This window comes from Frankia sp. CgMI4 (genome assembly GCF_001756285.1).
Classification (GTDB): Bacteria; Actinomycetota; Actinomycetes; order Frankiales; family Frankiaceae; genus Frankia; species Frankia casuarinae.
This window is the reverse complement of sequence record NZ_MAQZ01000046.1, coordinates 75,199-88,716: the sequence shown is the minus strand read 5'-3', so window position 1 is coordinate 88,716 and position 13,518 is coordinate 75,199. Positions and strand designations below refer to the sequence as shown.

Annotated in this window: 12 protein-coding genes and 1 pseudogene; 6 read left to right on the top strand and 7 right to left on the bottom strand. The window is 71.5% G+C overall.

Annotation, left to right across the window (positions count from 1 at the left end):
- Positions 1-26: 26 nt before the first annotated feature.
- Together Manayef4_RS05005 and Manayef4_RS05000 are read right to left on the bottom strand one after the other, a co-directional pair.
- Positions 27-1,247 (bottom strand): alpha-hydroxy acid oxidase, encoded by a 1,221-nt coding sequence (locus Manayef4_RS05005; protein ID WP_070130830.1) that lies wholly within the window; start codon positions 1,245-1,247, stop codon positions 27-29.
- A gap of 96 nt (positions 1,248-1,343) precedes the next feature.
- Complete coding sequence (locus tag Manayef4_RS05000; protein ID WP_070130797.1) at positions 1,344-4,037, bottom strand: AMP-binding protein; 2,694 nt, start codon at positions 4,035-4,037, stop codon at positions 1,344-1,346.
- A gap of 310 nt (positions 4,038-4,347) precedes the next feature.
- On the opposite strand from Manayef4_RS05000, the pseudogene Manayef4_RS25675 reads away from it, so the two are divergent.
- Positions 4,348-4,485 (top strand): annotated as a pseudogene (locus Manayef4_RS25675) (IS6 family transposase); the annotation flags it as partial.
- A 540-nt stretch (positions 4,486-5,025) separates the two neighbouring features.
- Here the strand turns inward: Manayef4_RS25675 and modA are convergent.
- Positions 5,026-5,838, bottom strand: a complete 813-nt coding sequence (gene modA, locus Manayef4_RS04995; protein ID WP_139140008.1) for a molybdate ABC transporter substrate-binding protein — start codon at positions 5,836-5,838, stop codon at positions 5,026-5,028.
- A 314-nt stretch (positions 5,839-6,152) separates the two neighbouring features.
- Positions 6,153-6,470 carry a flavin reductase family protein gene (locus Manayef4_RS04990; protein ID WP_254665461.1) on the bottom strand — a complete coding sequence of 106 codons (318 nt, stop codon included), beginning with the start codon at positions 6,468-6,470 and terminating at the stop codon, positions 6,153-6,155.
- Between the two features lie 22 nt (positions 6,471-6,492).
- On the opposite strand from Manayef4_RS04990, the gene Manayef4_RS25295 reads away from it, so the two are divergent.
- The 3 genes from Manayef4_RS25295 to Manayef4_RS04975 are packed head-to-tail and all read left to right on the top strand — an operon-like array spanning position 6,493 to position 8,452.
- Complete coding sequence (locus tag Manayef4_RS25295) at positions 6,493-7,068, top strand: hypothetical protein (RefSeq protein ID WP_070130795.1); 576 nt, start codon at positions 6,493-6,495, stop codon at positions 7,066-7,068.
- Positions 7,029-7,265 (top strand): hypothetical protein, encoded by a 237-nt coding sequence (locus Manayef4_RS25290; RefSeq protein ID WP_035958255.1) that lies wholly within the window; start codon positions 7,029-7,031, stop codon positions 7,263-7,265. The genes Manayef4_RS25295 and Manayef4_RS25290 overlap by 40 nt, the downstream gene beginning before the upstream one ends.
- On the top strand, positions 7,262-8,452 hold the full coding sequence (locus Manayef4_RS04975) for an amidase (RefSeq protein WP_070130794.1): 1,191 nt from the start codon (positions 7,262-7,264) through the stop codon (positions 8,450-8,452). Before Manayef4_RS25290 ends, Manayef4_RS04975 begins: the two co-directional genes overlap by 4 nt.
- A 250-nt stretch (positions 8,453-8,702) precedes the next feature.
- On the opposite strand, the gene Manayef4_RS04970 is transcribed toward Manayef4_RS04975, so the two are convergent.
- Positions 8,703-9,839, bottom strand: coding sequence for an undecaprenyl-diphosphate phosphatase (locus Manayef4_RS04970; protein ID WP_070130829.1), 1,137 nt, complete (start codon positions 9,837-9,839; stop codon positions 8,703-8,705).
- Between the two features lie 127 nt (positions 9,840-9,966).
- Here Manayef4_RS04970 and Manayef4_RS04965 point away from each other — a divergent pair, with 127 nt between their 5' ends.
- Both Manayef4_RS04965 and Manayef4_RS04960 read left to right on the top strand, forming a co-directional pair.
- Positions 9,967-10,731, top strand: coding sequence for a response regulator transcription factor (locus tag Manayef4_RS04965; RefSeq protein ID WP_023840282.1), 765 nt, complete (start codon positions 9,967-9,969; stop codon positions 10,729-10,731).
- Between the two features lie 6 nt (positions 10,732-10,737).
- Positions 10,738-12,393 (top strand): ATP-binding protein, encoded by a 1,656-nt coding sequence (locus Manayef4_RS04960; RefSeq protein WP_070130793.1) that lies wholly within the window; start codon positions 10,738-10,740, stop codon positions 12,391-12,393.
- Here the strand turns inward: Manayef4_RS04960 and Manayef4_RS04955 are convergent.
- Both Manayef4_RS04955 and Manayef4_RS04950 read right to left on the bottom strand, forming a co-directional pair.
- On the bottom strand, positions 12,351-12,800 hold the full coding sequence (locus Manayef4_RS04955; RefSeq protein WP_070130792.1) for a VOC family protein: 450 nt from the start codon (positions 12,798-12,800) through the stop codon (positions 12,351-12,353). The genes Manayef4_RS04960 and Manayef4_RS04955 overlap by 43 nt on opposite strands.
- Before the next feature lie 139 nt (positions 12,801-12,939).
- Complete coding sequence (locus Manayef4_RS04950; RefSeq protein WP_051623843.1) at positions 12,940-13,482, bottom strand: hypothetical protein; 543 nt, start codon at positions 13,480-13,482, stop codon at positions 12,940-12,942.
- Positions 13,483-13,518: the final 36 nt, after the last annotated feature.

The following is a 13,518-nucleotide window of genomic DNA, read 5'->3' as shown; positions in this document are numbered from 1 at the left end:
CCGACTCGGCCGTCGACAGGCATGGCCTATCGCGTCGACGGTGAGAGGGTGCTGGGGATACGTGCGCCCGAGACGAGGCTGCGGTCGAGGTCCGCCACGGTCGCGGCGCCGAGCAGTGCCATCGCGTGGTCGAATTCCACGCGCAGCAGTTCAATCATCCGTAGGACACCGGCCTCGCCGCCCGCGGCGAGGCCGTACAGGTAGGGCCGACCCACGAAGACCCCTGCGGCGCCGAGGGCCAGCGCCTTGACCACGTCGTTGCCTCGCCGGACACCTCCGTCGAGGAACACCGTGAGTCTGCGCGCCGCCGCGTCAACCACCTCCGGCAGAATATCGATGGTCGCGGGGACGCCGTCCAACTGCCGCCCGCCATGGTTCGAGACCACGACACCGTCGACGCCCAGCTCGACGAGCCGGTCGCACTCGTCCCCGCGCATCAGGCCCTTGAGGAGCAACGGGCCTTCCCACAACGACCGGATCCGCTCGACGTCCTCCCAGGTGACGCAGTCCGACGACGATTTGATTGTCGCTCGGGTCTGGTTGAGGCTTAGCCGGGACGGGCCGCCGGGACGGCCGGCGCCGAATTGGCCGCGCATGAAGTCGAATTTGCGCATGAAGTCGAATTTGYGCATGAAGTCGAATTTGCCGCGGATGAAATCGGTCGCCCACGCCGGCTTGCTGGCCCCCTGCAGCAGCATCTTGGGATGCGGCGGCCGACTCATGAGCTTGTTGCGGGTGTCGCGTTCACGGTTGCCCAGGACCGGCGTGTCGATGGTGATGGCCAGGGCCCGGTAACCCGCCGCCGCGATCCGCCGGACGAGGTTCCCGACCTCGGCGCGGTTGGGGGGCAGGTAGAGCTGATACCACAGCGTGCCGGTCGAGCGCGCGGCGACATCCTCGAGCGGGAAGGCTGCCACGGTGCTCTGCATGTACACGATGTCCGCCCGCGCCGCGGCCCTCGCCACAGCGATCTCCGCGGACGAGCGCGCGAGGCGGCCCGCGCCCGTGGGCGCCAGCATGATCGGCATCGACAGCCGCTCGCCGAACACGGTAGTCGAGAGGTCTCGTGTGGCGACGTCGGCGAGCGGCCGCGGGCGGAACTCGATGCGGTCGAACGCCGTGCGGTTACGCCTGAGCGACACCTCGTCGCCGGCGCCGCCCTCCATGGCGTCGAAAACCGCCCGGGGAAGCCTGCGGCGCGCCAGTTCCCGGAAGTCCTCGACATTGATTGCGTCCTGCACCCTCACGAACACGGACCTTTCGCTGTCGGCCTGGCCACGGGATCGCGTTCTCCCGGTCGCCAGGATTGCCAGTCACTCCGGAAGCACTCAAGCGGCAGCCGTTCACGCCTTGCGGGAGCTGGTACAGCCAGCGAGGACCGCCCGGATGTCGGCCGCGATCTCGCTTACGACGGGTTCGCGCAGCACGGTGTCGTGGTCGCCGCCCACGGTGCGGTAGGTCGTCTCGCCGGTCAGCAGCGGGCGCCAGGCCTCCGTACGGTGCGGCGGCGAGGCGGCCGCCAGGTAGACCAGCGCCCGCCCGTTCCAGGGCTTGGGCCGGTAGAACCTCGTGAGCACCCGCGACTGGTTGTAGAAGACGTCGTACTGGTTCATGCCCTTGAACTGAACGACGCCAGCCAACGGGAGTTGGGCCGCCTGCCGGGCCCAGCCGAGCAGGACCCGTGCGGCAGCCCCCGCGCGCGCCGGGCCCATAGCCGATCCCCTCGCAYGGTCCAAGGCTGGGGCCGGATTCGAGCTCCTGGTCGGGCCCCCCGGAACTGGAAGCTGAGAGGGCTGCACTCCTCCCGCGAAGACGCCGGAGGACGTGTCGGGCAGGAAGCTGTCGATGAGGACGAGCAGTTCGACGTGCTCGCCGGCCTCGGTGAGGAGTCTCGCGGTTTCGAGGGCGACGAGGCCGCCGAAGGAGTGGCCGGCGAGGTAGTAGGGGCCGGCGGGTTGGAGTAGGCGCAGGGTGCGGGCGTGACGGCGGGCGGCGGCGTAGATGGACCAGTCGGGGAGACCGCGGTATTCGAGGCCGTGGGCTTGGACGCCGTAGACGGGGCGTTCGCCGTCGAAGTGGCGGGCAAAGCCAAGCATGCCGACAGCGAGGCCGCCGGCGCCGCAGAAACAGAAGAGGGGCCCGCCGCTGCCGGTGGTGCGCAGCGGGACGACGGTGGGGTGGCGTAGGACGTCGGTGCCGGCATTGCGCAGGCGGGCGGTGAACTCGGCGACGGTGGGGGCGTCGGCGACGGTGGAGGTGGGGAGTTTGACACCGAGTTCGTCGGCGACTCTGGTGAGGAGCTCTTCGGCGATGAGGGAATCGCCGCCGAGTTCGACGAAGTCGTCGTGGATACCGACGTCGTCGAGGTGCAGGGCGGCGGCCCACACACCGGCGACGGCCTCTTCCCACTGGTCGCGGGGCGGGTCCTGGCCGGGTTTCGGACCGGCGGGGGGCAGGTTCAGTCGGTCGACCTTGCTGCGGTCGGTCCTCGGTAGCGCGGTGACCAGCATGACGGTGGCCGGCACCATGTAGGACGRCAGCTTGGCCCGTAGCAGGCGCCTGATCGAGGCCGGTGAGACCCGGGCGCCGGTCACGGGGACGACGTAGGCGACCAGGCGGGCCCGCTGCGTGGTCCTGTCGGCCACGACGACGGCTTCTAGCACATCCGAGCTCGCCAGCAGGGCGGACTCGATTTCGATCGGCTCGACGAGGTACCCACGGATCTTCACGGCCGCGTCGTTGCGGCCGACAACCCTGAGCTGGCCGCTGGCGTCGATGCGCCCGAGGTCTCCGGTGCGGTAGGTGGGTGTGCCGTCCGGCCCGATGCCGAACCGCGATGYGCTCGCCGCCGGCGCCCGCCAGTAGCCCCCCGTGATGAAGTGGCCCATCACGACGATCTCCCCCGTCTCACCGGGCGGCATCTCGATGCCATCCGGCGAGACCACCCTCACCGCGACGTCAACCACCGGCCGCCCGGCCGGCATCACGCCGTCGGGCAGGTCGTCGTCCGACCAGATCGGGGCACAGGTCGCCGTGCCGAGCTCCGAGGCTCCGTAGGAGACCAGGAACGCCGCGGCCGGCGGTAGGTGGTGGCGGGCCAACTCGACGTCGCGGGCGTAGATCGCCTCGCCGACCGACATGACGAATCGGAGGTCGTCGAGCACCTCGTCCGGCTCAAGGCAGCCGAACACGATCCGGATCAGCGCCGGCGTGGCCACGATGCCGGCCGGCCGGGTGGCGCGCAGCCAGTCGGCCAGGTCTCGGACGCCGCGGACCCGAGGGTCGTACATCTCGAGGGTGGTGCCGAAGACCAGGCCACCGACCGTCCGGTTCATCCCCGAGATGAAGGAGTAGGGCAGGAAGAGCGGCAGGCGGTCGCCCGGAACCAGCCGCATCACGTCCTGGACCTGGATGGCGTAGTGGATGCCCAGCAGGGCGCGGTGGTGCCACACGACACCCTTCGGTACTCCGGTCGACCCGGAGGTGAAGATGAGCACGGCTGGATCGGTATCGGCCCGGCGCGGCGCGGTCGACGCCACCCGGTCAGCCAGCGCCGGGGACCAGTCGGCGACGCGCTCGTCGCCGACGTCGATAGTCTCCACGATCCCCGGCAGCGCGGCGGCAGTCCGCTGGTCGGCGGAGCCAGTCGGTCCGGTGACGCACACCGAGGCCCCCGCCAGTCCCACGACCTGAGCGAGACGGTCGGTGGGATGCATCCTGTCGAGGGGCACGCAGGGCCGGCCGCTCGCGATGACGCCCAGGACGGCGGCGATCCCGCTCGCGCCGTGGGGCAACAGCACCGCGACGGGCGTGTCCGGGTCAGCCGCGGCGGGCTGMCGAAGGATGCGGTCGGCGACGACGTCCACCCAGGCGACGAGCTGGGCGAAGGTAACGGCACGGTGTTCGTCGCGGACCGCCACGACGTCGTGGCAGACCATGGCGACGGTGCGGATCCGGTCGACGACGTTTCCGAACCGGTCGTCGGGACGCAGCGGCGGCGGTACCGGCACCGCCTGGGTGACCTGGCCTTTCCTCATGCCAGGCCTTTCCTCGCGCCAGCCAGGTCAGTGGCCCCAGGGACGGGCGGYGTTGTCATGGCGCCTCCCGGGCGGGCACTGGTATTGGAGCCGTGACCGCGCTCCGGTCCGTTCAGATCCGTTCATATCTAACACGAACGGCTTTGCGACCGACCATCCAGGCCATATTAATCATTAACGTAAGGGTATGGTTGCCATAAGGACCTGGCGCCCGCGATACGGCTCGACGCGAAGCGCCGCTTCGTCTCCCTATTGGCCGAGCCGGGTCTGTTGCGGCAGGGTCGGTGGAAGCGGTCGGCATGATCRACCGATATGTCTCCGCGCCGTCGGGCCGTTGGTGCCGGTGCCAGAGTTCGCAAGATTCCGGTGGTACTCGCGATTGGCCCGGTCCGCTCGGGATACCGAGGAACTGCTCACCAGGAGTGGTATCGACGTCGACCACGTTACTGAGCCTTTCCGCGTAACCATCTGTTGCATTGTGTAGCATTAATGGCGTGTTTCTGCGYGGTCTCAATAGGTCAGTGCACCACGTGTGGATCCAGTCACAGGGCTGGATCTGATAGGACGTGGTGTCCCTTGACCTGGAGGCGCGGTGCGCCGTCCCAGGCCACCTCGAAGGCCACCTCGAAGGCGATCWGATCATCGGCAAGGGTGRCAAGAGCCAGATCGCGACCCTCGTCGACTGAGTAGGTAGCCGCGGGCGCCGGTGCGTGGAGCGGCGAACACGAATTCGTCCTCGCCGTACATCGGCCAGCCACAACGCCCCCGAAGGGAGCGGTTCATACAACGCCTAACACCTGGTGGCCCGGAGGGAGCTCGAACAGCTCGAACCCCGAGGCGGCCTCGAACCCCGAGGCGGCCTCGAACCCGCGGGAGGGGGACACCGTCCCGCGGGCCCGAGGCGGAGAGGTCCTTCGCCGGATCGTGGGATGCCGTGGCGGACCTCGGCTAGGGGCCTCGGCCAGGGGCCTGGGTCAGGGGGCCTGGGTCAGGGGGCCTGGAATCCCGCGTTGGTCAGCACGGTGCTCGCCTTGTCGGACAGGATGAAGTTGACGAACGCGGTGGCGCCGACGGCGTTKGGCGCGTTCTTCAGCGCGACGATCGGGTAGTCGTTGATCGCCTTGGCGGATTCGGGGAACTCGACGCCGTCCACCTTGCCCGCCGACGCCTTGACGTCCGTGCGGTAGACCAGCGCGGCGTCGACCTCACCGAGGGTGACCTTCGACAGCGCGGACTTGACGTCCTGCTCCAGGGTGACCGGGGTCAGGTTCACTCCGGTGGCGGCGAGCGCCTTCTTCGCGGCGGCTCCGCAGGGCACCTGCTCGGCGCACAGCGCGACCTTCACCCCAGGCTTGGTCAGGGCGGGCAGATCGGTGATGCCCTTCGGGTTGCCCTTCGGTACGGCGATGACGAGCTGGTTGCGGACGAAGACCTTGGGCGCGCCGACGTTGTCGCCGGCGTCGGTGACGGTCTTCATCGTGGCCGGGCTCRCCGCGGCGAACACGTCGGYCGGGGCGCCGGAGGTGATCTGCTGGGCCAGCTGCGAGCTGCCGGCGAAGGAGAAGGTCACCTTCGATCCGGGGTTCGCGGCCTCGAAGTCCTTGCCGAGCTGGGTGAACGACCCCGTCAGCGAGGCGGCGGCGAGCACCTTGACGGTCCCTTGTACTCCGCTCGCGGCGCTGCTGGCCGTGGCGGAGGGTGTCGCGGCAGCGCCRCCGTCGCTGCCGCCACATCCGGCGGTCGCGAGAAGCCCGGCGCCGAGCACCGCCAGGGCCACCGTCTTCATCCTGCGAAATCTCACGTGTCCCGTTCCTCCACCCGTTCACCCGTTGTCCGACTGCCGCAGCCGCGGACCATGTCGCTGAGCTAATCCGCAGATACGAAACTCTGTGCATGATAGTTCCGCATCTGCGCGCTGAACAGGTGGGTTGTTCCGTGGTGTGCCGATGCGCGGCCGGGGCCTGCGCCACGGCGACCGGAGCCCCGCTCGGCGGGCGATGTCGAGAGCGGTGCCGAGAGCGGTGCCGAGAGCGGTGCCGAGAGCGGTGCCGAGGGCAGGGTCGAGAGCGGTGCCGAGCCGGTTGAGCCGGTCATGCTCCTCTGGCCGGCCGCGGGTTACGATGGCAGGACGTGGAAGGTCCGGTCGTGGTAGATGAGCGGGGACGCCTCCGGGTCGGTGTCMGCCTCAAGGACCTGGCCGATGACGAGGAAATGGTCCCCGGCCTCGACGGGTGGCCGGGCGGAGCAGCGCAGCCACGCCCGTCCCCCGTCGAGCAGGGGCTCGCCGGTGGGCAGCCTGGTCYAGCGGGTCGGCGAGGCGAATCGGTCGATCCCGCTGCGGGYGAAGCGCCGGGCGACCTCCTCCTGCTGGGAGGACAACAGGTTCACCACGAAGGTCTCCGCGACCCGCAGACGGGGCCACGTCGATGACACCCAGACTCTGGTCCTCGACTCCGTGCAGGCCAGACGAGTCGCAGCGCTGATCACCTGGCAGCATGCCGTCGGGGGGCAGGCGCACTGCTTGGCCCGGCTGGTGCTGCGCGCCGCACCCGAACCGCCGGTCGCGGTCCTGTCCGAGCTGGCCGACAACCCCGACCGTCTCGGGATCAGCGGAGATATGGCCGGGGTCGCCGTGGCGTTCCTCGCGGCCATGCGGCCCTACGCCACCCTGGACCCCGCATCGCTGGTCTGGATCACTCACCACGGGCCGTTCTCCTTCCCCGATGACGACGGCGGGCCCCAGACCTTCACCCGCGTGGACCTCGACTACCGCGATGGCGCCTTCCGCGACGACCTGCGTGCCGCCCGCAAGGCCGACATCGTGGTCTCCGCCACCGGACAGCCCACCTGCTCACCGGCGAGCACATCGGCGAGCACATCGGCGCCCACCAGTGCCTCGTTGTGGACTCCGGGTTCATGCCGCGCGCCGACGGGTCGGTGGCCGGCGACATCCACCCCAGCGCCGTCGGGATCCCGTAGCGGATCACCCCGGTGCCCGGTGGGGTCGGCCCGGTCGAGATGGCCGTGCTGATGGAACGCATCGTCCGCCAGGAGGCCGACCCGAACCTGCGCCCCTGGGCGCTGCCCCCGGCGTCGCCCCGGACCCGCGCCCAGACCACGACGCGCGCCGCCTTCCCGACCCGCAACCCGTCCCCATCTCGTACCCCACCCCGGCGGGAACCGCCACCTCCTCCACCGATCCCCACCCCGCCCCGGCGGCCCCGGTGAGCGGCGGACTGTCCGCGCTGCGCATCGCCGCCCTGGTCCACGCCGGGGAGCTATCCGCCGAGCAGATGACCCGCGACGCGCTTGCGCGTATCGCGGACGGCGATTCGGCGGTGCGGGCCTTCGCCGCCCTGTGGCCCGAGCAGGCGTACGCCCACGCGGCCGACGTGGACCGCCGGGTCCGCGCGGGCGAACGGCCGCCGCTGGCCGGGGTGCCTCTGGGGGTGAAGGTTACCGAGGGGCTGACCTCGACCCAGACCCGCCGGCTGCTCGCGGGCGGCTGCGTACCGGTCGGTGCCACCGCCACCCCGGGCCCGGGCACTACCTGGCAGACCTGGGGGCACACCGACCGCGGCCCGACTCTCAATCCGCACGACCCGGCTTGGAGCCCCGGCGGGTCGTCCGCCGGATCGGCCGCCGCCGTCGCCGCCGGCCTGGTTCCCTTGGCCACCGGCAGCGACGGCGCCGGTTCGGTGCGCATCCCGGCGGCGTGGTGCGGCGTCGTGGGCCTGAAACTCACGGGCGGCCGGGTGCCCGCCCGCGACCGCGCGGGTCTCAACGCTGCCGGCGTGCTGGCCCGCGAGCCCGCCGACGCGGCCGCCTACCTCGACGCCGTCGCGGGCACCGCGACCCTGCCGGCGCTGCGCCGCCCCGACCGGCCGCTGCGCACGGCGTGGTCGGCCACGCTCGGTTTCGCCGATACGGCCCCGGCGGTCGCCGAGGTGGCCCGCACCCACCTGGACGCCCTCGCCCGAGCCGGCGCGCTCGCGGTGACCGATGCCGTGCCGTGCTTGCCCGACCCGGCGGACTGCTGGGTGTCCCTGCGTCACAGCGGCCAGGACACCGCCGGTACCCGGGCCGCCCTGCTGCGCTCTCTCGGTGGCCTGTTCGCCGGGCACGACCTGCTCGCCACCCCGACCACACCCAACCCCCCGCACGGCCACCAGGGGCCCGGGGAGACGATGAGCGTGGCACTCACCTGGGCGTTCAACATCACCGGCCATCCTGCGATCAGCATCCCAGCAGGCCTAACCGGTGTCGGGGAACCGGTTGGCCTGCACCTGGTCGCCCCACCGGGCCGCGAGGCCGACCTTCTCGCCGTCGCTCTGGTGGCCCGCGCCATGCCCACCGCGCCCATCCGAACATGGCGACGACGGCTACCGGGCCCGGGACTCKGGTTCGTGCCTTGACGGCGCCGACCTCGTCCTGGTCGCCGAACTCCTCGGCCACGCCCGCGTCGACACCGTCCGGATCTACACCCTGCCCACCGACGACGACGTCCAAGACGCCGTCGACCGGGTCACCGTCGACTACGAACCACTCCGAAACGGACCATGCCACTACAGAGAGCTACTTTGCGGCTGGTGGCACGAACCCGAGTCCTGGGCCCTCCAGCGCTGTCCCGTTGCTGTCCCGTGCCGTTCAGAAGATCCCGAAACGTCAGAAGATCCCGAAACGTACGACGCACAGGGCACCGGCCACCAGGCAGTAGACGGCGAAGGGGGTCGCCGTGCGGGTTTCGAACCATCGGGCCAGGAACCGGATGKACACGTAGGCCACGACGCCGGCGACGATCGCCCCGAACAGGGTCTGACCGCGAACACCGTCTCCGAGCGGGCCGAGGAGGTCGGGGAGTTTCAGCAGGCCGGCGGCGAGGATCACCGGGGTGGCGAGCAGGAACGCGAACCGGGCGGCGTCGAGGTGGGAGAGTCCCCGGGACAGRCCGGCGATCATCGTGACGCCCGACCGGCTGATTCCCGGAGCCAGGGCGGCGGTCTGCGCCACCCCGACGAGCAGGGCGTCCAGGCGCGGCAGCGCGGCGAGCCGCCGGTCGGCGTGCCGGGCCGCTGTCTCGGCTTCGGGTAGTGCTGTCTCGGCTTCGGGTAGTGCTGTCTCGGCTTCGGGTAGTGTCACATCCTCGGCTTCGGGTAGTGCCGTCTCGGTCGTCACGGCCTTCGAGTGGTTGCCGGGCCCGGACCCGGGTGCGGATCCGTGAGCTACCAGGGGACCGGAGGCCGGGCGCGTCCCGACCCTGCGGCCCGTGACCGGCGCCGAGCGTGGTATCGGCATGGTGTGCTCGTCCCGGTATCCGGCCGGCCCGGGAGCGCCGCCGGTCGTCGACCGGCGGCGCAGACGCTCCCCCAGCAGCATGATCATGCCGTTCACGGTGAGGAACACGGCGGCCGGCAGCGGCCGGCCCAGGTGGGTGCGCAGCGGATGCTCGAGGAGCAGCCCGACGATGCCCACCGGAACGGTCCCAAGGATGATCAGCCAGGCGAGCCGGCCGTCGGCGGTGGTGACCCGCCGGTCCCGGACCGAGACGGCCAGGCCCGTGATGATGCGCCGCCAGTCGTCACGGAAGGCGACGATAAGCGCCGCGGCGGTGGCCACGTGCACGGCGACGATGAAGGCGAGGTAGGGCGACTCGGGCGCGGAGACGTCGAGGTCCGCTGCCCATCGGCCGCCGATGAGAGCCGGCACGAGCACGCTGTGACCAAGGCTGGACACCGGGAACAACTCCGTGGCGCCCTGCAGGGCACCGATCACGCCCGCCTCGGCGTAGCTGAACGAGGACATGCCCGGCACCGTGCGCCTTCGATCATGTGAACATGKTGTGATGACCGAGTCCCGCGGCGCCACCGGCCGTGACACCGGCCGCAGACCGGAGCGGTTCTGCGCTCGCAGCAGCTCTACGATCCGTTCCATGCGGGTACTGGTCGTCGAGGACGAGGCGCGCACCGCCGCCCTGCTCCGCCGTGGCCTGGTCGAGGAGGGCTACGCGGTCGACGTCGTCGGTGACGGCGCCGACGCGGTCTGGCAGGCGACCGAGATCGGCTACGACGCGATCGTCCTGGACCTCATGCTTCCCGGTCTCGACGGATTCGAGGTGTGCCGCCGCCTGCGCGAGGCGGGCCGCTGGGCCCCGGTGCTCATGCTCACCGCCCGGGGGGACGTTGACGACCGTATCCGCGGTCTCGACGCGGGTGCCGACGACTACCTGCCCAAGCCGTTCAGCTTCGGGGAACTGACCGCCCGGCTGCGGGCGCTCGTGCGGCGCGGGGCCGTGGAACGCCCCACCGTCCTGCGGATCGGGGATCTTCGCCTCGACCCGGCCGAGCACCGCGTCCTGCGGGCTGGATCGCCACTCGACCTGTCCGCGAAGGAGTTCGCGCTCCTCCACCTGCTCATGCGCCATCCCGACGAGGTTCTGACCCGTACCTATATCGTCGATCACGTCTGGGACTTCGCCTTCGACGGCACCTCCAACATCGTCGACCAGTACGTGCGCTACGTCCGCCGGAAGATCGACATTCCGGACGGTCCGTCGCTCATCGAGACCGTCCGCGGGGTCGGATACCGGCTACGGACCCCGGCCGAGACGCCGCCCGGGAGGTCCCGCACACCTGATGTGTCTGCCGCGCCCGGTGCGTCTGCCGCGCCCGGCCCGGTCGTCGACGGGGGATCGTAGCCCGACGTGCCGATCCGGGTGAGGCTGACCCTGCTGTTCGCGCTGGGGACCGCGATCGTGCTCGCCGTCGCTGGCGTCCTGTTCTACCTGCTGCTCCGGGTGAACCTGCGGGACTCCGTTGACGCCGACCTGCGGACCCGGTCGGATCTGCTGACGGTCAGGCTCGCCGATCGGTTTGATGCCGCCCGGCCCGGGGGCGCCGGGGGCGTTGGTCGAGCCGATGCGGCCGATCTGCTCGTGGGCGGCGGATCGATCGCCCAGGTGCTCCGGGCGGACGGGACGCCGATCGTCTCGTCGCCGGACGCCGGGTCGCGGCCGCTGCTGACCGCGGACCAGCTCGCCCGGGCCCGGGCGCAGCCGACCCTGGTCACCCGGGAAGTGCGGGCCGGCACCGGGATCAGGCCGACCGGAGATGTCCGCGTCCTGGCCGTGGCGGTGCACACGGGCCGGGCCACCATGATCGCGGTCGTCGGCACGCCGACGCACCTCACCGACAGGGCCGAGGACCGGGTCCGCAACGTGATGGTGGTGGCGACGGCTCCGACGATCGCGCTGGCCGGCCTCGCCGCCTGGCTGCTCTCGGGGGCGGCGCTGCGGCCGGTGGAGCGGATGCGCCGGCAGGCGGCCGCCATGGCGGCCGCGGAGGTGGTCGCCGCCGGTCCGGTCGCCGCCGGTGGCGGCGACCCGGTCACCGCCGGCAGGAACGGCGAGCTGGCGGTGCCCGCGACCCATGACGAGATCGCCGCTCTGGCCAGAACGATGAACGACCTGCTCCGCCGGCTGAACGCGGCCCGTGCCCGGGACCGTGCCTTCGTCGCCGACGCCGGCCACGAGCTGCGGACGCCCCTGACCGTGCTCAAGGCCGAGCTGGAGCTCGCCGCCCGTCCCGGTCGCACGCGCGAGGAGCTGATCGAGGCGATCGTCAACGTCTCGGACGAGACCGATCGGCTCATCCGGCTGGCCGAGTCGTTGCTCACGCTCGCCCGGATGGACGGTGGTCTCGTCGGACAGGGGCGGGTCGCGCTCGACGAGGTACTCACCCGCTCCGCCCGGGCAGCGACGGGCTTTCTCCAGGCGCGCGGGCTACGACTCCGGCTTGGCGTCGCCGACGCGCAGCGGCCGCTGGAGGTCCTCGGCGACGGGGACATGCTCCGGCGGGCGGTCGACAACCTGCTTGCCAACGCCGCGCGTCACGCACCCGCGGGCAGCGTCGTCGAGCTGCGGGGATGCCGCACACCGCGGCGGGTCGTCGGGCCGTGGGTGGGTGTGGACGGGCCGGGCGAGGTCGTCATCGTGCAGATCCGCGACCGCGGCCCCGGGTTCCCCCCCGAGTTCCTGCCGCACGTGTTCGAACGGTTCCGCCGCGCGGACACCGCCCGCACCCGGGACCACGGCGGCGCCGGGCTGGGTCTCGCGATCGTCGCCGCGATCATCAGTGCACACGGCGGCACCGTCGAGGCGGCCAACTGTCCGGACGGCGGCGCGGTCGTCACCGTCACCCTGCCTGCGACCGCCTGGCCTCCCGGTCCGCCGTCGGCGAGCCTGGCCTCCCGGTCCGCCGCCGACGAGGGTGCACCGGGTCGTCCGGGTGAGCCCCGCCGTCCCGACGGGCCCGCGCGTCAGCCGTCGGCGAGGGATCTCCGGTCCCGGCGCAGGGGATGATCGGGCGGGATCTCCACGACCACGATCGGGACGCCGTCCGGATCCTCGATCCACATCTCGTCGAGTCCCCACGGCTCACGCCGCGGCTCCCGGGTGATGACGACACCCGCCGCGTTCAACCGGGCGTGTTCGGCTGCCAGGTCACGCACCTGCAGCCAGAGCCGCGCCGTCCTCACTGGTTCCCGGCCCGTGCCCGCCGGTTCCCGGCCCGTGCCCACCGGCCGTGCCGGCCGCGGCGAGTGCCCGGACACCTCCAACAGGCCCTGGCCGAGGAAGAACACCAGCCCGGGTTCCTCCGGCGGCCCGAACTCGCGGTAGACCGCCAGCCCGAGGGTCTCGCGGTAGAAGTGATGACTGCGCTGCGGATCCGTGGGCCGGAGCAGGATGCGGCTACTGAGAACCTCCATCCGGCGAGTCTGCCCCGCCCGCGGACCGCCGTCGTCAACCACCGGGGGCAGCGACGGGGAGCAGGTCGCGGTCGGCTCCGGTTCCTCACGAGCGCGCGACGAGCGTGCGTAACGCGTTAACGGCCGTCCAGGTCCGGCGTCAACCACCGCGTAGCATTCTGGTGATTTCGGCGGCGACCGTCGTCGCGAGCGTCCAACCGGCGGCGATGAGGAAGTAGGCGAACCAGACCGTCGCGCCGCGCGGGGTGAAGTGCTGCTCCTGCCCGAAGTCGATGAGGGGCAGCAGCAGGTCGAGGGTGTAGACRGGGGCGTGGAAGGCCGACGCGGCGGTGTCGTCGACCGGCGCCGGCGGCCGTAGGTCGAACAGCACGCTGCCGGCGACCACCAGAAGCGCGATCCACGAGGCGGCCCGCACCGGGCGGAATCCGTATCCCACGAGAAGGTCCTGCAGGTGGCTCCATATCTTCGCCGCCGGCGCCAGCGTCTCGCGTCGATGCCGTTGTTTCACGAGCAGAACCATCCGTGCGTCGGCATCGTGGCCGTGCGCCTGGTAAATGGCCACGAGCTGTTCGTACACCTGCGGTCGGTAGCCGCTGGGGTCGAGGCGCAGCCATCGCCGCCGCACGTCGCCATCCCCGAACGTACCGAGGCTGTCGTAGTGCAGCCCGTCGAGGCGCAGCACGGCGGGCTAGGTCGCCGGATCGCCCCGCAGCCGGAC